We start from the raw sequence: 21,521 nt of genomic DNA, 5'->3' as shown, positions 1-21,521 counted from the left end.
TGTGGAGGGCAATCTTTGCCCAACCAGGGCGGTGAATCATCAGGAGGTCTTCGGCATGTCAGCATTTCCTAAGGTTGCACTTATTGGTCCCGGCGCCATCGGCACGACTATCGCCGCCGCCCTGTTTGAGGTGGGGAGGGCGCCGATGGTCTGCGGGCGTACCGCCCATTCGGCGCTGGTGCTGCGCACTGACGAGGGCGAGATCGTGGTGCCCGGCCCGGTGCACACCGACCCAACGGCGATAGCCGCCCCCTTCGACCTGGTCTTTGTCGCGGTGAAAACCACCCAGACGGAGGCCATCGCCCCCTGGCTGACGGCCCTGTGTTCCGCGGACACCGTGGTGTGCGTGCTGCAAAACGGCGTCGAGCAGCGCCAGCAGTTTGCTCCCCTGACCGGCGGCGCGACGGTGTTGCCCTCGGTGGTCTGGTTTCCGGCGCAGCGCGATGCCGATGCCTCTGTCTGGCTGCGCGCCACACCGCGCCTGACCCTCCCGGATCTGCCGGGGGCAGAGCGAGTGCAGCAGGCGCTGGCGGGGACCCGCTGCGCGGTGGACCTGGCGGCGGATTTTACCACCGTGGCCTGGCGTAAACTGTTGCAGAACGCCGTCGCCGGACTGATGGTGCTGACCGGACGCCGCGCCGGGATGTTTGCCCGGGAAGACATTACTGCCCTCGGACTGGCTTATCTGCGCGAATGTCTGCAGGTGGCGCGGGCGGAAGGGGCCGCCCTGGGCGACAGCGTGCCGGAGGAGATTATCGCCGGCTTTCACCGGGCGCCTGCCGACTTAAGCACCTCTATTCTGATCGATCGCCTGAATGGCCGACCGCTGGAGTGGGATATTCGTAACGGCGTGGTGCAGCGTCGCGGACGTCAGCACGGCATTCCGACACCGCTCAGCGATATCATCGTGCCGCTGCTGGCGGCAGCCAGCGACGGCCCGGGCTGACCCGGGCAGGCGCGGGGTTAGTCCACCAGGGAGGGATCGAGGTCGATCATTAACTGCTTCATTTCGGCAAAATGCTGCCGCGAGAAATCGGCAATCTTCTCCCAGTCCTGGGCCGTTTTTTCCGCTACCGCGTCTGACAGAACCTTCAGCGGCTGGCCGGTGGACCAGGCTGTGATCAGGATCTGACAGGCGCGCTCCAGGGTCCAGATATCATCGAACGCCTCGCCGATGGTCGGGGCGGTCACCAGCACCCCGTGATTCCCCATCAGCAGGCGGCGTTTGTCCGCCAGCAGGCCCGCCAGCCGGGCGCCTTCTGCCGCGGTGTCCGCCATCCCGCCGTACAGCGTATCGACGGCGACCCGGTTAAAATAGCGGGCCGTGTTCTGGTCGATGGGCAGGATCTGCGGCGTCGCCAGACAGGCGAGGCTGGTGGTGTACACCGGGTGCAGATGCAGCACCACCCGCACGTCCGGGAGCCGCTGATGGATCTGCCCGTGAATAGCCCACGCGGTGGCGTCGACGTCAGGGCGCGCGGCGCAACCTTCATCATCGGCGTTCAGCACCAGCAGATCGCTGGCGCGGATGCGCGAAAAGTGTTTCCACTTCGGGTTGAGTAAAAACGTTTTCCCGTCGGCGGAGAGCGCGGCGCTGAAATGGTTGGCCACCGCCTCATGCATGCCAAGATGGGCAATGATGCGAAAGGTGGCCGCCAGGTCGATGCGGATCTGCTCTTCATCGGAATCGCGCATGGGCATTACTCCGCTTTCGGCATCAGGGTCTGCAGATCGTCCGCCGTCGGCGCCTGGAAGTGATATTTCTTCAGCAGGGCGGCATATTCCGGCGTCGCGCTGTATTTTTTCAGCGCCTCTTCGAGGGCGGTTTTCACCTCAGTATTGCCTTTTTTAACGCCAAAGCCGTTCAGCACCGGATAGATCAGCGTGTCAGAGGAGATAACCACCCGGTCACCCAGTTTTTCCACCACCCCGCGCGCCACGGCGGCGTCGGTGATCTGCGCATCCACCGCGCGCGACAACAGCGCCTGGGTGGTCTGCGGGTCGGTGGTATAAACGCTCAGCGCAATCGGCTTCAGCCCCTTCTTCACGCAGTAGTCGGTGGAGAGCTTCTGCAATTGCGCCAGCCAGGAGGTGGCGCCCATCGAGCCGATTTTATGGCCGCAGAACGCTTCCGGGGTCTTAGGCTGGTAGTCGCCGCCTTTGCGGGCGAGGATCGCTTCCCCGCTTTTCAGGTACGGCACCATATCGATCACCTTCAGGCGTTCGGCGGTAATGTACATCGACGAGTTGGTGATATCGAAGCGCCCGCCCTGCAGCCCGGGGATCAGGTTGGGGAAGCGGGTATCGATATTCACTGCTTCACGGCCCATAGTCTTCGCCAGACCATCGAGCAGCTCGATGTCAAAACCGGCTGGCTTATTGTTTTCCATGTACTCGTAAGGAAAAAAGGTCATGTCCGAACCGGCGGTGATCTTACCGCTTTGCTGAAAGGCCAGTGCGCTAAAGGATGTCAGAGCAGCCGCTGCGCAGAGCAGCAGGGTCAGCGGGCGTGGTACGAAAATGCGTGTCATAAAACCTCCGGAGTGTGGGCAAATTACATGCTGGCGCGATCGGCGCCGGCCTGCTGAACAAAAAACGAAGCGCCGCGCGGCTTCTGCGGCAGACGAAGCTGGTTATTGGTGCTGCGCACCAGACCGCTCTCTTCTCCCGCGACCAGTTGGCCGGCATGGCGGCTCGGCAGCGGGTTTTCGCCGTAGGGTAGCGCATCCTCCGCGGCGTAGACGCTGATGAACAGGGTGCGCGGCAGGGCGGTTTCGTTGGGACTGGAGGCGTGCAGCAGGCGGGTATGCATAAAGCAGACTGAGCCCGCCGGGCCAAAACAGGCCTGCGGCTGCTGGCAGTGCGTCGCCACCACCTCATCATCCACCGCCCCCGTGAAGCGCCCCTCCTGCCAGTGGGACCACAGCGGCCCCTGATGACTGCCCGGCACCACGTTGAGCGGGCCATTCTCTGGCGTCACCTCGCTGACCATCAGCAGGGCGGTGATGATGTCGTCATTGCTGTGCGGGGTGAAAAGGAAATCCTGATGCCATTTCACCTCGGTGGCGGTGTGCGGCAGCTTGGAGTTAATTTTGCTGTGATGAAAGCGGGTGCCGCTGCCGCCGATCAGCTGCGCGGCGATGGTCGCCATCCGCGAGTTCAGCGCAGTATGGCGATAGGCCTCGGAGATCTCCGTCGGGGAGGCGACCCGGCGCAGCGACGGATGGTCAGGAGCATGATCGCGCTCGATATCGAAGCGCGGCCGCCCGTCGAGGGTTTCTCCCCACACCGTCGCGTGACCGCGGCTCTCCTCGACCCAGCCGTCGAAATCGCTCTGCAGGGCGGCGATGTCGGCGCTGGAAAGCACCTCTTCGACCACCAGAAAACCCTGCTGATGAAACTGATCAATTTGCCACTGCGCAATCATAGTTTTTCCTCTTCACGTTCCGATAGTTAAGCCAGAGAAACATCTTTGAGAAAGGCCTCGACCCGCGGGTGTTGCCCGCTACGCATCGCCTGCGGCGTGTCATCGCACACCACCCGGCCTTTCTCCATAAACACGATCCGGTCGGACACTTTGAAGGCGAAGTTCATCTCGTGGGTGACGATGACCATGGTGATGCCTTCGTGGGCCAGGGATTCGATAACCTGCAGCACTTCATTCACTTTTTCCGGATCCAGCGCCGAGGTGGGCTCATCGAACAGCATGATCTGCGGACGCATCATCAGGGCGCGGGCGATCGCCACCCGCTGCTGCTGTCCGCCGGAGAGCTGGTGTGGATACTTCCAGGCGTGCTCCAGCATGCCCACTTTGTGCAGCAGTTCGCAGGCGTGCTGGCGCAGCTCCGCGTCACTTGCCAGATGGTGATAGCGCGGGGCCAGCAGCAGATTGCCGAACACGGTCAGATGCGGGAACAGGTTAAAGCTCTGGAACACCATGCCGATGTTCAGGCGATGTTCGGCATTCTCCATAAAGCGCGGCTTCTGCTGCCCCTGACGGTCGAGGTGAATAAAGGGTTGGCCGTTAATCTGAATTTCGCCGTTATCGATCTGCTCAAGACCGTTCAGCAGGCGAATGAGGGTGGTTTTCCCCGAGCCTGACGGACCGATGACCGAGACCACCTCGCCGGGCTGGATCTGCAGGCTCACCGCCCCCAACACTTCGACGTTGTTGTAGGCCTTATGCAGCTTAGAGGCCTGCAGCGCCGGCTCATGACTCTGGGTGACGCTGCGCGCCATCGCCGGGCGGCGGGCGCTGGCCAGCCGCTGCATCTCGGCATCTACCGGACGAGCGGTATTGCGCTGGGTCACGTCAAGGTAGTTCTCCAGCCGTTTCAGCAGAAAATCGAACACCGTGACGATAAAGATGTAATAAAACGCCACGGCCGTCATCGTCTCCATGACCAGAAAGTTCTGCGAGTAGAGCTGCTGGCCGACCATCAATATTTCGGTCAGGGAGATCACCGACACCAGCGAACTGAGCTTCACGATGGCGATATATTCATTGGCCAGCGCCGGCAGGGCGACGCGCAGCGCCTGGGGGATGATCACCCGCCACTGGATCCCGGCGTAGCGCAACCCCAGGGCCCGTGCGGCTTCGCTCTGCCCGCGAGGGATGGAGAGCAATCCGCCGCGGTGGATCTCGGCGATATAAGCCGCTTCGCTGAGGACCATCGCCAGCAGGCCGGCCCAGAAGGGATCGTTCAGCACCGGGGCGAAGGAGGGCAGCGCCTGCGGCATGTTGTAGACAAAAATCAGCAGGACCAGCAGCGGCATACTGCGAAATAACCAGATATACAGCCGGGCTGGGGTGGATAACCAGCCGCGCGGCGACTGTTTGGCCAGCGCCAGAATAAATCCGAGCACAATACTGCAGCCCCAGGTCAGCAGACTTAATTTAATGACGGTCCAGGTGGCCCACCAAAAATCGGCATCGCTGAGCAGGCTTAACATGTAGTTCCAGTTAAACGTCATGGGCTATTTCACTCGTCATAATTATCAAAAATGAAAGTGGCTCGGCTGTGCCGTAATGAGGAGCCACCGGTATTCATCGTGCGAATACACTATGCTGGCAGGATGCTTTCAGAGGCAATTAGTAAATTTTTGGCCTTTAAGTTTAAAAAAACTATACAGCGATATTAACGATATGGAATTTAAAGTGATTGTTAAGATACTTTGCGTAAACAATTTAAAAACAATGACTGTAATTCAATAACGCTATTTTGCGCAGACAGGTTATTTTGCGCGAAACTGGGGCAGACGCTGCCAGTCTGGCGTGCAGCGTGGCGCATGATGGTGCAATGGTGGAAATAAACCACGCGGGCGTAGAGCAATAATAAATATTGCCGCCCCTTGTCGGGCAATGCGCCGTTCTTTTCCGGGGGTGGCACGCGGATTGCTTGGGACTTAGAGGAAAACTATTCCCCGTGTGCGCCGGACCATATTTTATCAATGGTGATGCTATGAACCGATTTACCCTGAAGCAGCTCAAATATTTCGTCACCGTGGTGGAGACGGAGAGTATCGCCGAGGCCTCCCGCCAGCTGCACATTGCGCAGCCGTCGATTTCGATTGCCATCAAGAATCTGGAGAGCACCTTCGACCAGCAGCTGTTTATTCGCCACCATGCGCAGGGCGTTTCGCTCACCTCCAGCGGTCGGCGGATCTACGATAAAGCGAAAGAGCTGCTGCGCCTGTCCTGGGAGTTCGAACAGAATTCGCGAGCGGATAAAGAGCTGGTTTCTGGCATGATCTCCATCGGTTGCTTCGAATCGGTGGCTCCGCTGTATATGCCGAAGCTGGTGGCCGGGTTTAAGAAATGCTATCCGGAAATCACCCTGCATCTGTACGACGGCGAACAGCATGAGCTGATGCATGGCCTGCACCGCGGCCGCTTCGACCTGGCGCTGGTTTACGATCTGGAGCTCGGCCATTCGATCAATAAAGAGCGGCTCAATGCCCCGCATAAACCCTACGCGCTGCTGCCCGCCGCGCATCCGCTGGCGCAGAAGGCGCAGGTGACGCTGCAGGAGCTGAGCCGCGAGCCGATGATCCTCCTCGATGCGGTCCCCAGTAAAAATTATTTTATCTCCATCTTTAAGGAAAAGGGTTATCACCCGGAAGTGGCTTACAGTTCCCCCTCCATTGAAATGGTGCGCTGTATGGTGGGTCAGGGGTTGGGTTTTTCGGTGCTGGTCACCCGGCCCTGCTGCGATATGACCTACGATGGCGAAAGAGTGGTGCAGCGGGATATTGCCGACGAGATGCCCGCCTCGACCTTAATTATGGCGCATCTCGCGAATAATGAGCCCACGCGGCCGACGCAACTGTTTATGGATTATTGTCGCAGCATCGAATTAACCCCAACTCACGCCTGAAATAACGCCTGTCGATCCGGCAGGCCTTATTTTTTGTCGTCACTCAGCCTCGTAAAATTCTATTCAGTCGATCGTTTTATAATATTTTACCAATTCGTCACAGTTAAATAACCTGAAAGCCGTCAATTCCGGCGACGTCGTCGGCAACTGTGCTTGAAGGATAGCGAAATGACTGAACAGATTACCGAGATCGATACCCTGGTGGTGGGCGCGGGGCAGGCGGGCGTCGCCATGAGCGAGCATCTGACCCGGCTGGATATCCCCCACCTGGTGCTGGAAAAGCAGGGTATTGCCCAGGCCTGGCGCAGCGGACGCTGGGATTCGCTGGTCGCCAACGGCCCGGCCTGGCACGATCGGTTCCCGGGCATGGTGTTCCCGGACTGCCCGGCAGACAGCTTTGTCGGCAAAGAGCAGGTGGCAGACTATTTTGCCGCCTATGCCCGCAGCTTCAATGCGCCGATCCGTACCGGGGTGGAGGTTTTCAGCGCCGAACGCCTCGTCGGACGGCCGGGCTTTCGTATCGACACCTCGCAGGGAGTGATTGAAGCGCAGCGGATTGTGGCGGCCACCGGGCCGTTTCAGCGGCCAGTGATCCCGGCCATCGCCCCGCAGAGTCAGGCTATTCAGCAGCTCCACTCCGCGCACTATTTTAACCCGCAGCAGCTACCGGAGGGCGGTGTGCTGGTGGTTGGCGCAGGATCCTCCGGCGTGCAGATTGCCGATGAGCTACAGCGAGCCGGACGCGCGGTGTGGCTGTCGGTGGGAGCGCACGACCGCCCGCCGCGTCGCTATCGTCAGCGCGATTTTTGCTGGTGGCTCGGGGTGCTGGGAATGTGGGATGCCGCGGCCAATGCGCCGGGTAAAGAGCATGTCACTATCGCGGTGAGCGGCGCGCGCGGCGGCCATACCGTCGATTTTCGCCAGCTGGCGCATCAGGGAGTCACGTTAGTGGGGCAGACCCGTGGCTTTGACGGTGACAAGGCACTGTTTCACCACGACCTGGCGGAGAATATCCGCCGCGGCGATGCCTCCTACCTTGCGCTGCTCGACGCCGCGGACGCGTGGGTGGCCCGCAACGGTATGGACCTGCCCGAAGAGCCCTCCGCCCGCGAATTTCTGCCCGATCCGGCCTGCGTTACCGACCCGCTGCTCAGTCTCAATCTGGCGGAGGCCGGGATCGGCACCATCATCTGGGCGACGGGCTACACCACCGACTATCGCTGGCTGAAGGTCAACGCCTTCGATGACGCACAGCGGCCACAGCATCACCGCGGCGTATCGACGGAGCCTGGCGTCTATTTCCTCGGCCTGCCGTGGCTCTCGCGGCGCGGGTCCACCTTTATCTGGGGCGTCTGGCACGATGCCAAATATATTGCCGATCAGATCGCCATTCAGCGCCAGTACCAGCGTTACCAGCCGTCCTGTTAACCGTTTTCCTTAAGGAGTGCTTTGATGCCAACTCATACCCGTATTCGCATGTTTAACACCAAAGAGACCTACCCGAACCAGGCGCTGAACAACGATCTGTGCCAGGCGGTGCGGGCCGGCAATACCGTCTACGTTCGCGGCCAGGTTGGCACCGACTTCGCCGGCAATCTGATTGGCCTCGGCGACCCGCGGGCGCAGGCGGAGCAGGCAATGAAGAATGTTGAACAGTTGCTGAAAGAGGCGGGAAGCGACCTCTCGCATATCGTCAAGACCACCACTTATCTGATCGATCCCCGCTATCGCGAGCCGGTCTATCAGGAGGTGGGCAAATGGTTAAAAGGCGTCTTTCCCATCTCCACCGGGGTGGTGGTGTCGGCCCTCGCGCAGCCGCAGTGGCTGATGGAGATTGACGTTACGGCGGTGATCCCTGACGACTGGCAGGGGGAGGCAGCAGAATGACTCTCTCTATTAGCGCCCGCTGCCCGGAATCAGGTCAGCTGGGCATTGCCATTAGTTCGTCGAGCATGGCCGTGGGATCGCGCTGTCCGTGGCTATTGCCCGGCGTCGGCGCGGTCGCCAGTCAGAACATAACCTTACCGTCGCTGGGGCCGCATATTCTTGGTGCGCTTGAGGCGGGGGCCTCCGTTGAGCAGGCTCTGAACCTGGCCCTGGCGGAGGACCGCTTCCGCGAATATCGCCAGGTCGCGGCGATTGATGCCAACGGTGAAGTGGCGGCGTTCAGCGGGGAACATACTCTCGGGATCGGTGGCACCCTGGCGGGAGATAACTGCGTGGCGGCGGGCAACATGCTGGCCAGTCACGAGGTGATCGCCGCGATGGTGGCCGCCTTCGAGACGGCGAGCGGTGAACTGGCCAGCCGGCTGCTGGCCGGGCTGCGCGCGGGGATTGCCGCCGGGGGCGAGGCCGGCCCGGTCCACTCGGCGGCGGTGAAAGTGGTGGACGATTACCCGTGGCCGGTGGTCGATCTGCGTATTGACTGGGCGGAGACGGATCCGCTGGCGGCCCTTGAGCAACTGTGGCTGGCCTGGGAGCCGCAAATGGACGCCTATATTACCCGGGCGCTCGACCCTCGCGATGCGCCCGCCTATGGCGTCCCCGGCGATGAATAACATCCTCGCCGCGCTGCTGGCTTTTGACACCACCAGCCGCCATTCGAACCTGGCGATGATCGACTGGATCGCCGATTTTCTCGCTGCCCGCGGCGTGGCGTCCCGCCGCTTTTATGACCCGTCGGGCGGTAAGGCCAATCTCTACGCCCGGCTGGGGCCGTCCGGCGGCGGTGGGGTGATGCTCTCGGGCCACACCGACGTGGTCCCGGTGGACGGCCAGGCCTGGAGCGTTCCGCCTTTCAGCCTCACCGAGCGCGATGGCCGCTACTATGGCCGCGGCAGCGCCGATATGAAGGGGTTTCTCGCCTGCGCGCTGGCGGCAGTGGATGACTTTCTGGCGGCGCCGCTGCGCATGCCACTGCATATGGCCTTCTCCTATGACGAAGAGGTCGGCTGTCTCGGCGTGCGCAGCCTGGTGGATTTTCTGCAGGCCTCGCCGGAGAAACCGGCGCTGTGCCTCATCGGCGAGCCAACGGAGATGCAGCCGGTGTTCGGTCATAAAGGCAAACTGGCCATGCGCTGCTGCATCGAGGGGCAGGCCTGCCATTCGGCCTATGCCCCGCAGGGGGTGAACGCCATCCGCTACGCGGCGAGACTGATCAACCACCTGGATCGGCTGGGCGTGCGTCTGGCCCGGCAGCAGGACAGCCGCTTTTCGCCGCCCTTCAGCACGCTGCAGGTGGGCACCATTCAGGGTGGGGCCGCGCTGAATATTGTTCCGCAGTCCTGCCGCTTTGATTTTGAGATCCGCTACCTGCCGGGGATGCGTCCCGAAGCGGTCACCGAGGCGCTGGCGGCCTACGCCCGTCGCCAGCTGCTGCCGGAGATGCGCCGGGTAGGCAGCGGGAGCGACATCCAGTTCCAGCTGTTAAGCCACTATCCGCCGCTGCTCAGCGATCCGCAGTCCGACTTCGCCCGCTGGCTGGCGCAGTGGTGCGGCAGCGACCGCTTCTCCACCGTGGCGTTCGGCACCGAAGGGGGGCTGTTCGATGAGATGGGCGTCGCGACCCTGGTCTGCGGACCGGGCAGCATGGCCCAGGGCCATAAGGCCGATGAGTACATCAGCATCGCGCAGACCGAGCGCTGTATGACGATGCTGAGACAGCTTTGCGCGTGGATGCGTGCCGAACCGGCGGAACCGCCCACCTGATCCCTCAACACAGGAACCCAAGCGATGCACAATCAACACTCTCCCCACATCGATCAAGCGACCATCGACCGCTGGCAGGCGGATGGCGCGGTGTTATTAAAAGGCGTCTTTACCCCCTGGGTCGATCGCCTCGCCGAGGGGGTCACGGCGCTGATGGCCAGCCCCAGCGAGTATGGTCATGCGCGCACGGTGATCCCCAAAGATGGTTCGCCGCCTTTTTTTCAGGACTACTGCAACTGGTCGCGGATCCCGGCGTTTAGCGAGTTTGTCTTTCAGTCAGCGGCCGCCGAGATCGCGGCGGCGCTGATGCAGTCGCAGACGGCGAAATTTTTCCATGAACATACGCTGGTCAAACCGGCCGGAGGCAGCACGGTGACTCCCTGGCATCATGACCAGCCTTACTATTGCGTCTCCGGCAGGCAGAACGTCAGCTTCTGGATCCCGCTGGACCCGGTGGCGGAGGCCACCTCGCTGCGTTGCATTCGCGGGTCGCATCGCTGGGAGGAGGAGTTCAGTCCTACCCGTTTCAATGGCACTAAGCTTTACGAGCACACCCGGTTCAGCACCCTGCCGGATATCGACGCCCATGAGGACGAATACGATATCGTCAGCTGGGCGCTGGAGCCGGGGGATGCGGTGGCCTTCCATTTCCGCACCGTCCATGGCGCCCGCGGCAACCCCGGCGCGCGGGCGCGACGGGTCTTCTCCGCCCGTTGGGTGGGGGATGACGCCGCGTTTGCCGATCGCGGCGGCGTGACGTCGCCACCGTTCCCCGAGCTGACCCTGCGGGACGGCGACCCGCTGGATTCCCCGCTGTTCCCCCAGGTTTGGCCGCGGGCGTGAGCTACTGGCGGCGGGATCTGCTATGATCCCGCCTTTCGCTGTCTGGAGCCTGTCGATGTTCAACGACGCCATTGTTTATGATCGCTACGGGCCGCCGGCCGCGGTGCTGACCCTGAAACGCCTGCCGCTGGCGCCGCTGGCGGGCGGACGGGTTCGGGTCAGGATGCGCTATGCCCCGGTGAATCCCTCGGATTTGATCCCCGTGACCGGCGCCTATCGCCACCGCACCCGACTGCCGGCCGTCGCCGGCTATGAAGGCCTTGGCGAGGTGGTCGCCGCGCCATACGGCAGCCGGCTGTCCGCGGGACAGCGGGTACTGCCTCTGCGCGGAGGCGGCACCTGGCAGCGGTTTATCGATCTGGATGAGACCTGGCTGGTGCCGGTGCCGCCAGCGGTTGACGATCTGCTGGCCGCCCGCGGGTATATCAATCCGCTGACGGCTATGCTGATGCTCAAGCGCTGGCCGGTTGCCGGAAAACACCTTGTGCTGACCGCGGCATCGTCCTCCTGCGCCAGTCTGCTGGGACAGTGGGCGCTGGCGATGGGCGCCCGCTCGGTGAGCGGGATTATTCGCTCGCCGCAGCACCGGGCGCGCCTGGAACAGGCCGGGATCTATCCGATCCTCGATACCGACCGGGCGCTGATGGAGAAGGTCAGCCAGCACAGCGATCTGGTGTTTGACGCGGTGGGCGGCGAACTGGCGAATACGCTGCTGTCGGTGCTGCCCGCATCGTCGATCCTGATCTCCTATGGGCTGTTATCCGGGCAGCCGCTGACCCAGACGCGCGGTAGCGCGACGGTGCGCAAGTTTCATCTGCGGGAGGCGCTGCCGACACTCAGCGTGGCGGCGTGGCGGGCGGCGTTTGACGAGATTTGGCTGCGCTTGCCAACGACCACCCAGCCGCCGGCCCAGCGCATAGCGTTGAACGACTGGCGGGAGGCAATTGCCGCCGCCGACCAGCCGGGAAGAGGCGGTAAAATCCTGCTCGATTTCACCGCGGGCTAAGATTACTTTTTCTTCTCGCCAAGGGTTGGGGTTTCGTCAAAGAAGTTCCACGGCTTCAGCAGGGCGTGCGCCCACTCGGTCGGCATGATCGGCCACTCTTCGGCGCGCGCCACGTGGGTGGTGCCGGTGGTGATCCACACGACGTCATCGTGGTTAGTCAGCGACTCATCATCCTTTGCGTACTGCCCTAAGCCGGTATCCTGGGCGGAACGGTTCGGGTATTTCCCTTCCGGATAACGCTCTGTCGGGTGGTAGCGCGTTACCCACAGCTGTTTATCCATAAAGCTCAGGCGATGGTAGATCCACTCGTCCGGGGCGAACTTCGCGCCGGTCGCCGCCGGGTGCGTACCGCCGGCATACGGGATGATCTGATAAGAGACCGGGTTGCCCATGCGGTTCTCTTTGCTGGTGTTGCTCAGCAGGCGAATGGTTCCCGGGTCGAATTTCTGCGCCGCTTTCTGCTCGCTGTCAATGGTGTACTGATTCACCTGCATGGTACTGGTGCGCGGGCCACCGGCGGTGTTGGGCTTCACTTCAGGATCCATCGCCACCAGGGTGTTGTTTTCGCCGTCCACGTCGAGGTCGAGGCGGAAGTTATAGATGTGCTGATGGGTGGTGCCGACAATATTATGGTCGATCAGCGTCCCGTAGCGGGTATCCTCTTTGGCGCTGGGGTCATGCATGGTCTTCGCCATCACGCCTTTAACGGCTTCAATGCCGGTGGCGCCGGCGTCGATACCGATGGTGCCGTTGTCGTGGAACACCCAGTCAAAGATATAATCATAGTTCCCGACGGTACTGATCCAGCGTACCACCAGTTCCCGGCGTTCGGTGCTGACGTTGGGTTTGCCCATTTCCAGGTGCTTATACTCAGGCCCGGCATAGCGTTCGAATATGGCGACCGCGCCTGGAATCGTGGTCGGTTTGCCGGTGTAATCGGCGATGGTTTCATCCAGCAGCACCGCATTCGATGGCGCATCTTTACCTCGCACAATCGGCGAGGTCAGGGTGCCCATGCCGTAATCGCCGGAGTCGAGGTAGGCTTTGAAATACCAGCCGACGTCCGGGTCGCCGTAGGGGACGATCATCCCGCCGAGGGAACCTTCATACATCACCTGGCGTTTTGTGCCGTTATCGTTGTAGGTCACCGTCGAGAGGATTGGCCCGACGCGCGAGTTCAGGCGCAGGTGGAAATCCCAGTTCTGCCAGTGAATGGTATCCCCGGTGATTGTGTAGTTTTTGCCTTCCGGTTCGGTTATCTCCAGCGGTTTCACCGCCGGGGCGTTGCGGTCGCGGCCATCATACGGACGTGGCTCCATCGGTACCGGGATAACCGGGCCTTCCTCAATTTTGATAATTTTCTTCGCTTCAAGGTCGACCACCGCCACCAGGTTTTCAATCGGGTGCGCCCAGTAGTTGCCGTCGCCGGTATCGAGATAACTGACCACCTTCAGCAGACGCGCATCCTGCTGCAGGCCATCTTTGCCATCAAAATAGCCAACGGTGAGCGGGGTAGTGACCACTTTGCTGGGATCGGTAATACCGTGTTTTTTCAGCACCTCAGCGAATTCGCTGCTGGCGTTGATGATGTTCTGCACGCTGACAAAATCATCGAGCAGTACCATCCCGTGGGCGCCTTTAACTGGCGTCCAGGAGAGGATTTTTTTGTTTTGCAGATCGACGACGGCTTCAATCACGTGTTTGCCATCCAGCATCACCACATCGGCGGTGCGCGGTGAATCGACCGGCGTACCCTGCAGGGCAAAGGCCCATACCGCCGCTTTATCCGGCTCGTGCAGGGAAATTTCGGTAAAGCGGGTATTGGGCTGGAATTCCGGCGCGGCTTTAACAATGGTCACCGCTTCACTGATTTCCGCCGCCGAGAGCGAGTTTAACGGGTGAGGGCGCTTTTCCACCTGGAAGGTCTGATCGAGACCGGACTGGAAGACATCGTTGATAAAGGTATCGGAGACCCAGGCTTTTCCTTCCTTCATTACCACCGGCACCTGCAGGTCAAGGGTTTTACCGTTGACGATCGCGGTTTTGGCGCCGGGCTTCACTTTGACGTAAGCGCCGTCTTTTATCAGGGTAAACATCTGCGCGTAGTCATCCCACTGCACATCGGCGCCGAACGCCTGCAGCGTTTTATCCAGCGGTACCATGTGGGCTTCGCTGCCGTGGGCGAAGACCGGTGATTGCCAGGCGCAAACCACCGCCACGGCCAGCGCCAGCGCGGTTTTACGAGGAGAAAATTTCAAGCCGTTTGCCATTGTGACCTCATCTTATTGTTGTGTTGTCTCTTGCCGCTGCGAATGTCGGCTTTGTTACCCTTAAGCTACCAGCCAGCGGCGCCGGGGCGTTTGTTTGCTTTTGCCAGCTTGTTTGTCAGTTTTGCCAGACGGGCGTAAAAAATGCCTCCGCAGAGGCATTGAGAACGTGCGCCGATTTTTTTGCCGGGTGGCGGCTGACGCCTTACCGGGCCTACAGCCCCTACAGATCCAAATCATCGCTGGCGCTGGGGCCGCTGAAACTGCCGGTGCTGGCGGCCTCAAAATCGCTGAGACGTTCCCGGAAGGCCGGGGCAGCCCGCATGGATGCGGGCTGAGGGCCGTGTTTTGCAGGGACGCTGCCTCGGCCCGACCCGCAGCCTGCAGGGAAAAGTCGAAGGCACCACGCAGTGGGGATTTTGCTGGCCGGAGCCCGGGGGTACAGGGGGCGGCGGCGACTGGCCGCCCCCTGTGCGCTCCCTGCGCCATGAGTGACATAACGCAGACGATTAATCGGGAGCGCAATGTGCGCTGAAGCCACAGATAACATAAAGGACTTCCCGGGGCGAAACCGTTGCATACCGATTGCAGGATCAATGGCTCAAGGATCGGCCAACAGAGCGCCAGCGGTCTATTTTCCGCATTACGCCGGAAAATCCCCTTGCTGGCGCGCCACCAGGGTCAGAATGGAATACAGCGCCACCGCCTGCTGGTGCTGGTTGAAAATCTCCACCGCCCATTCCACCACGCCGGTGGCTTTCTCATCGGCGCTGCGTTGACGTTTGACCGTTTTCCGCTTACAGGTCAGGCGAACCTGAATGGTGTCTCCCGGTTTGACCGGCTCAACAAAGCGCAGGTTTTCCATGCCGTAGTTGGCGATAACCGGCCCGACGCCGGCATCGACGAACAGCCCGGCCGCAGCGGAGATCAGGAAATAACCGTGGACCACCCGCTCGCCGAAAATCGACTCGGCGGCGGCGATTTTGTCCATGTGCGCATAGAAATGGTCGCCGCTCAGGCTGGCGAAGTTAACGATATCCGCTTCGGTGAGGGTTCTCCGCGGGGTTAATAAGCTATCGCCAGGCTGGATCTCTTCGAAGTATTTACGGAACGGGTGAATGCGGTCTTCGCTAACCTGCGCGCCACGCACCCACTGCTGGCCGATGGTCGCCAGCATCGTTGGGCTGCCCTGGACCGCGGTACGCTGCATATAGTGTTTCACCGAACGCAGTCCGCCGAGTTCTTCTCCGCCGCCAGCACGGCCGGGGCCGCCGTGTACCAGCTGCGGCAGCGGCGAACCGTGGCCGGTTGATTCTTCGGAGGATGCTTCGTTCAGTATCTGAATACGGCCATGCGCGCGCGCGGCGCCAAGGATAAACTCGCGCGCCAGCTCGCCGCTGGCGGTGACCAGCGTACCAGCCAGGCTACCGCCGCCGGCGCGTGCCAGCGTGAGCGCATGCTGGCGGTCGCGATACGGCATCAGCGTTGCCACCGGGCCAAAGGCTTCAATGGCGTGAACCTCTGGCGTTTCATCCGGCTGCGGGCAGTACAGCAGGGTCGGCGGGAAGAACGCGCTATCAGCATTAAGATCTGCCTGTCCGCCGAGCAGCGCTTCACAGCCGGCGGCAATCAGTTTATTGACGTTATCCTGCACATCCTGACGCTGTTCGCGATTAACCAGGGCCCCCATCTTAATGCCCTCCTGCGCAGGGTCACCGACGGTTACTTTATGCAGGCGGGAGATCAGTGCATCGCTAACCGCATTAATCTGAGCCAGTGGCACGATGATTCTGCGGATAGCGGTACATTTTTGCCCGGCTTTCGCCGTCATCTCGCGGACCACTTCCCGAATAAACAGCGCGAATTCCGGTTGTTCCGGGGTGACATCTTCGCCTAAAACGCAGCAGTTGAGCGAATCTGCTTCCATGGTAAAGGGAATCGATTTGGCCACCAGGTTAGGATGCGACCGTAGCTGCTGGCCGGTGGCGGCAGAGCCGGTAAAAGTCACCACGTCCTGGCTATCGAGATGGTCGAGAAGATCGCCCGCGCCGCCGCAAATCAGGCTGATGGCGCCTTCCGGCACCAGGCCGCTGTCGACAATCGCTTTCACCATCGCCTGGGTAAGCTGGGCGGTAGCGGTGGCCGGTTTAATGATCGCCGGCATGCCGGCAAGCCAGGTCGGCGCCAGTTTTTCCAGCATTCCCCAACAGGGGAAGTTGAAGGCGTTGATATGGACGGCGACGCCTGATTTCGAGGTCAGCACGTGACGCGCGGCAAAACCCCCTTGTTTGGAGAGCGGGATCAGCTCGTCCTCCGGCCACAGGATATCGTCCGGCAATTCGCGACTACCGAGCCCGGCATAGGTGAAAAGGGTGCCGATGCCGCCTTCAATATCCACCCAGCTATCGGCGCGGGTCGCGCCGGTTTGCGCGGAGATGGCGTAGAACTCGTCTTTCTTCTCCAGTAGCCGTTTTGCTACCGCTTTTAACATCGCGCTGCGTTCAATAAAGGTCATGGCTTGCAGAGCTTTACCGCCGCGCTCAATCGCGAAGCGGCGCGCCTGCGCCATATCCAGGCCTTCACTGGTCACCTCCCACAGCGCCGCCCCGGTAATGGCGTGATGGATAGTACGGGCGCGGCCCCGGCCGGTCTGCCAGGCGCCGGATAAGTAACTGGCTAACTGCTGCATCGCAAATCTCCAAATGTGTTACGTGTGATATCTATAAATAGTTCTTTTATGAATCATAAAAATCAAGCCTGTATTTAATAATTTATTAACATTGTGATCGGCGGTCGATGGGGCGTTTCGTTTATACTACTGATTTATCGGCTGTTTACAAAAGGTTTTGCGGTTAGCATCACAAAAAGAACAAACAAAATTTGTGGTTTTATTTAACCAATATGTAACCTTCAATAAACAAAGTGATTCACATAAATGTTTTTGTTGTGAATATCGGAATCATAAAGGTGATGACGTGACAGAAGAACAACGCTTTGACCAGCGCATCGCGCAGGAAACGGCCATCGAACCGCAGGACTGGATGCCGGATGCCTACCGTAAGACCTTGATTCGGCAGATAGGCCAGCACGCGCACTCGGAAATCGTCGGCATGCTGCCGGAAGGCAACTGGATCACCCGCGCGCCGACGCTGCGCCGCAAAGCGATCCTGCTGGCTAAGGTACAGGATGAGGCCGGGCATGGGCTTTATCTCTATAGCGCCGCGGAAACGCTGGGCTGCGCGCGGGAAGACCTGTATCAGAAAATGCTCGACGGGCAGATGAAATATTCCTCCATTTTTAACTACCCGACCCTGAGCTGGGCGGATATCGGCGTGATCGGCTGGCTGGTCGATGGCGCGGCCATCGTCAACCAGGTGGCGCTGTGCCGGACCTCCTATGGCCCCTATGCCCGGGCGATGGTCAAAATCTGCAAAGAAGAGAGCTTTCACCAGCGTCAGGGTTTTGAAGCCTGCATGGCGCTGGCGCAGGGCAATGACGCGCAGCGGCAGATGCTGCAGGACGCCATTAACCGTTTCTGGTGGCCGGCGCTGATGATGTTTGGCCCCAACGATGACAACTCGCCGAACAGCGCCCGCAGCATGGCGTGGAAAATCAAACTGCACTCCAACGACGAGCTACGTCAGCGCTTCGTCGATAACACCGTGCCGCAGGTAGAGATCCTCGGTATGACCGTCCCGGACCCGGATTTGCAGTTTGATGAAGCCAGCGGCCACTACCGCTTCGGCGAAATCGACTGGCAGGAATTTAACGAGGTGATTAGCGGCCGTGGGATTTGCAATCACGAGCGGCTGGCCGCCAAGCGTAAGGCCTGGGAAGAGGGCGAATGGGTGCGCGAAGCCGCGCTGGCCCATGCGCAAAAACAGCAGGCCCGCAGCGCGGCATGAGGAGAGACAACATGAGCAAAGTTTACTGGCCGTTATATGAAGTGTTCGTTCGCAGCAAACAGGGGTTATCCCATCGTCACGTCGGCAGTCTGCACGCCGCCGATGATCAAATGGCGCTGGAGAATGCCCGCGATGCTTATACCCGCCGCAGCGAAGGCTGCTCAATTTGGGTGGTGAAGGCCAGCGAAATCGTTGCTTCGCAGCCGGAAGAGCGCGGCGAATTCTTCGACCCGGCGGAAAGCAAAGTCTACCGTCATCCGACTTTCTATACCGTGCCGGATGGCATGGAACACATGTGAGGCGGCGATGAATACCCCTAACCCCGTAGCCACCTACGCCCTGCGGCTTGGCGACAATGGTCTGGTTCTGGCCCAGCGTTTAGGCGCCTGGTGCGGCCATGCTCCCGAGCTCGAGATCGATCTTGCGCTGGCCAACATCGGCCTCGACCTGCTCGGCCAGGCGCGCAATTTTTTAAGCTATGCCGCCGAGCTTAACGGCTGCGGCGACGAAGATACGCTGGCCTTTGGCCGCGATGAGCGCCAGTTCAGCAACCTGCTGCTGGTGGAGCAGCCAAACGGCAATTTTGCCGACACTATCGCCCGCCAGTTCTTTATCGATGTCTGGCACGTCGCTCTGTTCAGCCGCCTGGTGAACAGCCGCGACACGCAGCTGGCGGCCATTGCCGCCAAAGGGCTGAAAGAGGTGCGTTACCACCAGCGCTTCAGCCGCGGCTGGCTGGAGCGTCTGGGTAACGGCACCGAGTTATCAAATCGCAAAATGCAGCAGGCGGTCGACAATCTGTGGCGCTTCACCGGCGAACTGTTCCTTGCCGATGAAGTGGATCTCAGCCTGGTTGAGCAGGGTATTGCGGTTGATCCGCGTGAGCTTCAGGCCGAATGGCAAAGCGCGGTACACACGGCGCTGCTCGACTCCGGCTTACAAATCCCGCAGGAAGCGGCCTTCCGCAGCGGCGGCAAACAGGGGCTGCACAGTGAACATCTCGGCCCGCTGCTGGCGGAGATGCAATATCTGCAGCGTTCGCATCCCGGACTGCAGTGGTAAGTGAGGTGACTATGCAACGTCTTGCCGACATCGCTCCTGCTGAAGTTCGTACCATCTGGGGATTATTAAGCGTGATCCCGGATCCGGAAGTGCCGGTACTCACCATCACCGACCTCGGTATGGTGCGCAGCGTCGCGCGCCACGGCGACGGGTGGGTGATTGGCTTTACCCCGACCTATTCGGGCTGTCCGGCGACGGAGCATCTGCTGGGGGAGATCCGCGCGGTCATGAGCGAGCATGGTTTTCAGCCGGTACATATCGTCCTGCAGCTGGATCCGCCGTGGACCACCGACTGGATGAGTCAGGATGCCCGCGATCGCCTGCGCCAGTATGGCATCAGCCCGCCCCAGGGGCACGCCTGCCATGCGGGCATGCCCGCTGAGGTGAGCTGTCCGCGCTGCGGCAGCACCCATACCTCGCTGATTAGCGAATTCGGTTCCACGGCCTGCAAAGCGCTCTATCGCTGCGACAGCTGCCGCGAACCTTTTGATTACTTTAAATGTATTTGAGGTTGCCATGACGACGTTCCATTCGCTTAAGGTGGCGAGAGTCGAGCCGGAAACCCGCGATGCGGTGACCATCACTTTTGCGATCCCGCAAGCCCTGCAGGCGGAGTACTGCTTTCGCCCGGGCCAGCATCTGACGCTAAAAGCCCGTCTGGGCGGCGAAGAACTGCGCCGCTGTTACTCCATTTGTCGCAGCCGCACGCCAGGCGAAATTAGCGTCGCGGTCAAAGCTATCGACGGCGGGCGCTTTTCGCGCTACGCCCAGCACGATATCCAGCAGGGTATGGAGCTGGAAGTGATGGTGCCGCAGGGGCATTTCGGTTATCAACCGCAGGCTGAACGGCAGGGTGAATATCTGGCGATTGCCGCCGGTTCCGGGATCACGCCGATGATGGCGATCATGAGCGCGACGCTGGCGACCGAGCCGCAAAGCCGCTTCACGCTGATCTACGGCAACCGCAGCAGCCATAGCATGATGTTCCGCCAGGCGCTGGCCGATTTAAAAGACCGCTATCCGCAGCGCCTGCAGGTGATACATCTGTTTAGCCAGGAGTCGATGGACAGCGATCTGCTACAGGGGCGCATTGACGGCGACAAACTGCGCCAGCTCGCTGACCATCTGCTGGATTTTAGCCGTTTCGACGAGGCTTTTATCTGCGGTCCGGCGGCGATGATGGATGAGGCGGAAGCGGCGTTACGTGAACTTGGCGTAGCGGAGAAATCGATTCATCTCGAACGCTTTAATACACCAGGCGGCAATGTGAAGCGCGCCGCCGGCGTGCAGGCGGAAGGGCGCACGGTGACCATCCGCCAGGACGGGCGCGATCGGCTGATCGCCCTCAGCGCCGAAGACGACAGCATCCTGGATGCCGCATTGCGTCAGGGCGCCGATCTGCCGTTCGCCTGTAAGGGCGGGGTATGCGCCACCTGTAAATGCAAAGTGCTACGCGGTGAAGTGGCGATGGCCGCCAATTACAGCCTGGAAGCAGATGAGCTGGCGGCGGGATATGTCCTGAGCTGCCAGTCGTTGCCGACCAGCGGCGATGTGGTGGTCGACTTTGACGCGCGGGGGATGGCATGAGTGACCTGCTGATCCACCGTCATGGCCGGGTGCTTCAGTTGACGCTAAACCGCCCGCAGGCCCGCAACGCGCTGAACAATGCCCTCTTAACCCAGATTGCCGAGGCGCTGGAGGTTGCGGCAGTTGATAACAGCGTCGGCGTCTGCGTTATCAGCGGCAACCCGCGTTTTTTTGCCGCCGGGGCTGACCTCAATGAGATGGCGGAGAAAGATCTGCCTGCCACCCTGGATGATATTCGCCCACGGTTGTGGGCGCGAATTGATGCTTTCACTAAACCGCTCATCGCTTCGGTCAACGGCTACGCGCTTGGCGCCGGCTGCGAGCTGGCTCTGCTTTGCGACCTGATTGTCGCCGGCGACAACGCCCGCTTTGGCCTGCCGGAAATTACCCTCGGCATTATGCCGGGCGCTGGCGGCACCCAGCGGCTGATCCGCAGCGTTGGCAAGGCGCTGGCCAGCCGGATGGTGCTGAGCGGCGAGAGTATTGACGCCCGCCAGGCGCAACAGGCCGGGCTGGTCAGCGATATCCATCCGGCGGCGTTAACCGATGAGTATGCCCTGAAACTGGCAACCACCATTGCCCGCCATTCGCCGCTGGCGCTACGGGCGGCAAAACAGTCGCTGCGCCTGTCGCAGGAAGTCAGCCTGCAGGCCGGTCTGCAACAGGAGCGCCAGCTGTTTAGCCTGCTGAGCGCCACCGAGGACCGCCGCGAAGGCATCGACGCCTTCTTACAAAAACGTACACCGGACTTTAAAGGACGCTAATC

20 protein-coding genes are annotated in these 21,521 nt (G+C 60.8%); 14 read left to right on the top strand and 6 right to left on the bottom strand.

What is annotated here, in order from left to right; genetic code table 11:
* The first annotated feature begins 55 nt into the window (after nucleotides 1-55).
* The gene (locus tag DTA24_RS16170; RefSeq protein WP_110193197.1) at nucleotides 56-946 is read left to right on the top strand and encodes an oxidoreductase; all 891 of its coding nucleotides are present in this window, start codon (nucleotides 56-58) and stop codon (nucleotides 944-946) included.
* A gap of 17 nt (nucleotides 947-963) precedes the next feature.
* On the opposite strand, the gene DTA24_RS16165 is transcribed toward DTA24_RS16170, so the two are convergent.
* Genes DTA24_RS16165 through DTA24_RS16150 form a run of 4 tightly spaced genes read right to left on the bottom strand, consistent with a single transcriptional unit; the run spans nucleotide 964 to nucleotide 4,974 of the window.
* The gene (locus DTA24_RS16165; RefSeq protein ID WP_004224462.1) at nucleotides 964-1,695 is read right to left on the bottom strand and encodes a class II aldolase and adducin N-terminal domain-containing protein; all 732 of its coding nucleotides are present in this window, start codon (nucleotides 1,693-1,695) and stop codon (nucleotides 964-966) included.
* A 5-nt stretch (nucleotides 1,696-1,700) separates the two neighbouring features.
* The gene (locus tag DTA24_RS16160) at nucleotides 1,701-2,531 is read right to left on the bottom strand and encodes an ABC transporter substrate-binding protein (protein ID WP_123836950.1); all 831 of its coding nucleotides are present in this window, start codon (nucleotides 2,529-2,531) and stop codon (nucleotides 1,701-1,703) included.
* Between the two features lie 23 nt (nucleotides 2,532-2,554).
* On the bottom strand, nucleotides 2,555-3,427 hold the full coding sequence (locus tag DTA24_RS16155) for a phytanoyl-CoA dioxygenase family protein (RefSeq protein WP_004224469.1): 873 nt from the start codon (nucleotides 3,425-3,427) through the stop codon (nucleotides 2,555-2,557).
* A gap of 26 nt (nucleotides 3,428-3,453) precedes the next feature.
* Nucleotides 3,454-4,974, bottom strand: a complete 1,521-nt coding sequence (locus tag DTA24_RS16150; protein ID WP_004190429.1) for an amino acid ABC transporter permease/ATP-binding protein — start codon at nucleotides 4,972-4,974, stop codon at nucleotides 3,454-3,456.
* A 488-nt stretch (nucleotides 4,975-5,462) separates the two neighbouring features.
* On the opposite strand from DTA24_RS16150, the gene DTA24_RS16145 reads away from it, so the two are divergent.
* The 7 genes from DTA24_RS16145 (at nucleotide 5,463) to DTA24_RS16115 (ending at nucleotide 11,934) form a co-directional block, all read left to right on the top strand.
* Entirely contained in the window at nucleotides 5,463-6,377 is a 915-nt protein-coding gene (locus DTA24_RS16145; protein WP_004190428.1) for a LysR substrate-binding domain-containing protein, read from the top strand.
* Nucleotides 6,378-6,545: 168 nt separating this feature from the next.
* Nucleotides 6,546-7,805, top strand: coding sequence for a flavin-containing monooxygenase (locus tag DTA24_RS16140; protein WP_049010036.1), 1,260 nt, complete (start codon nucleotides 6,546-6,548; stop codon nucleotides 7,803-7,805).
* A gap of 24 nt (nucleotides 7,806-7,829) precedes the next feature.
* Entirely contained in the window at nucleotides 7,830-8,264 is a 435-nt protein-coding gene (locus DTA24_RS16135) for a RidA family protein (RefSeq protein WP_004190423.1), read from the top strand.
* Nucleotides 8,261-8,935 carry a DUF1028 domain-containing protein gene (locus tag DTA24_RS16130; RefSeq protein WP_008805132.1) on the top strand — a complete coding sequence of 225 codons (675 nt, stop codon included), beginning with the start codon at nucleotides 8,261-8,263 and terminating at the stop codon, nucleotides 8,933-8,935. The genes DTA24_RS16135 and DTA24_RS16130 overlap by 4 nt, the downstream gene beginning before the upstream one ends.
* A complete protein-coding gene (gene argE, locus DTA24_RS16125) occupies nucleotides 8,913-10,085 on the top strand; it encodes an acetylornithine deacetylase (RefSeq protein ID WP_413773787.1) in 1,173 nt (390 codons plus the stop codon). Before DTA24_RS16130 ends, argE begins: the two co-directional genes overlap by 23 nt.
* A 24-nt stretch (nucleotides 10,086-10,109) precedes the next feature.
* Nucleotides 10,110-10,928, top strand: coding sequence for a phytanoyl-CoA dioxygenase family protein (locus tag DTA24_RS16120; protein ID WP_012541938.1), 819 nt, complete (start codon nucleotides 10,110-10,112; stop codon nucleotides 10,926-10,928).
* A 22-nt stretch (nucleotides 10,929-10,950) separates the two neighbouring features.
* Nucleotides 10,951-11,934, top strand: a complete 984-nt coding sequence (locus tag DTA24_RS16115; RefSeq protein ID WP_162535955.1) for a zinc-dependent alcohol dehydrogenase family protein — start codon at nucleotides 10,951-10,953, stop codon at nucleotides 11,932-11,934.
* A 2-nt stretch (nucleotides 11,935-11,936) separates the two neighbouring features.
* Here the strand turns inward: DTA24_RS16115 and tynA are convergent, their stop codons facing one another.
* Together tynA and paaZ are read right to left on the bottom strand one after the other, a co-directional pair.
* The gene (gene tynA, locus DTA24_RS16110; protein WP_123836948.1) at nucleotides 11,937-14,204 is read right to left on the bottom strand and encodes a primary-amine oxidase; all 2,268 of its coding nucleotides are present in this window, start codon (nucleotides 14,202-14,204) and stop codon (nucleotides 11,937-11,939) included.
* A gap of 640 nt (nucleotides 14,205-14,844) precedes the next feature.
* Nucleotides 14,845-16,890, bottom strand: coding sequence for a phenylacetic acid degradation bifunctional protein PaaZ (gene paaZ, locus DTA24_RS16095; RefSeq protein ID WP_123836947.1), 2,046 nt, complete (start codon nucleotides 16,888-16,890; stop codon nucleotides 14,845-14,847).
* A gap of 286 nt (nucleotides 16,891-17,176) precedes the next feature.
* On the opposite strand from paaZ, the gene paaA reads away from it, so the two are divergent.
* Genes paaA through paaF form a run of 6 tightly spaced genes read left to right on the top strand, consistent with a single transcriptional unit; the run spans nucleotide 17,177 to nucleotide 21,519 of the window.
* Complete coding sequence (gene paaA / locus DTA24_RS16090; protein ID WP_004176377.1) at nucleotides 17,177-18,106, top strand: 1,2-phenylacetyl-CoA epoxidase subunit PaaA; 930 nt, start codon at nucleotides 17,177-17,179, stop codon at nucleotides 18,104-18,106.
* A gap of 11 nt (nucleotides 18,107-18,117) precedes the next feature.
* Entirely contained in the window at nucleotides 18,118-18,405 is a 288-nt protein-coding gene (paaB, locus tag DTA24_RS16085) for a 1,2-phenylacetyl-CoA epoxidase subunit PaaB (protein WP_004224492.1), read from the top strand.
* A gap of 7 nt (nucleotides 18,406-18,412) precedes the next feature.
* The gene (gene paaC / locus DTA24_RS16080; protein ID WP_123836946.1) at nucleotides 18,413-19,168 is read left to right on the top strand and encodes a 1,2-phenylacetyl-CoA epoxidase subunit PaaC; all 756 of its coding nucleotides are present in this window, start codon (nucleotides 18,413-18,415) and stop codon (nucleotides 19,166-19,168) included.
* 11 nt (nucleotides 19,169-19,179) lie between these two features.
* Nucleotides 19,180-19,677: a 1,2-phenylacetyl-CoA epoxidase subunit PaaD gene (gene paaD / locus DTA24_RS16075; protein ID WP_123836945.1), complete on the top strand. Its 498-nt coding sequence runs from the start codon at nucleotides 19,180-19,182 to the stop codon at nucleotides 19,675-19,677.
* Nucleotides 19,678-19,684: 7 nt separating this feature from the next.
* Nucleotides 19,685-20,755 carry a 1,2-phenylacetyl-CoA epoxidase subunit PaaE gene (gene paaE, locus DTA24_RS16070; RefSeq protein WP_008805122.1) on the top strand — a complete coding sequence of 357 codons (1,071 nt, stop codon included), beginning with the start codon at nucleotides 19,685-19,687 and terminating at the stop codon, nucleotides 20,753-20,755.
* Complete coding sequence (gene paaF, locus DTA24_RS16065) at nucleotides 20,752-21,519, top strand: 2,3-dehydroadipyl-CoA hydratase PaaF (RefSeq protein WP_109956336.1); 768 nt, start codon at nucleotides 20,752-20,754, stop codon at nucleotides 21,517-21,519. Before paaE ends, paaF begins: the two co-directional genes overlap by 4 nt.
* The last annotated feature ends 2 nt before the right edge of the window (nucleotides 21,520-21,521 follow it).

The sequence above is a fragment of the Klebsiella sp. P1CD1 genome (genome assembly GCF_003790505.1).
In the GTDB taxonomy this organism is placed as follows: domain Bacteria; phylum Pseudomonadota; class Gammaproteobacteria; order Enterobacterales; family Enterobacteriaceae; genus Klebsiella; species Klebsiella variicola.
This window is presented reverse-complemented; position numbering and strand designations above follow the sequence as displayed.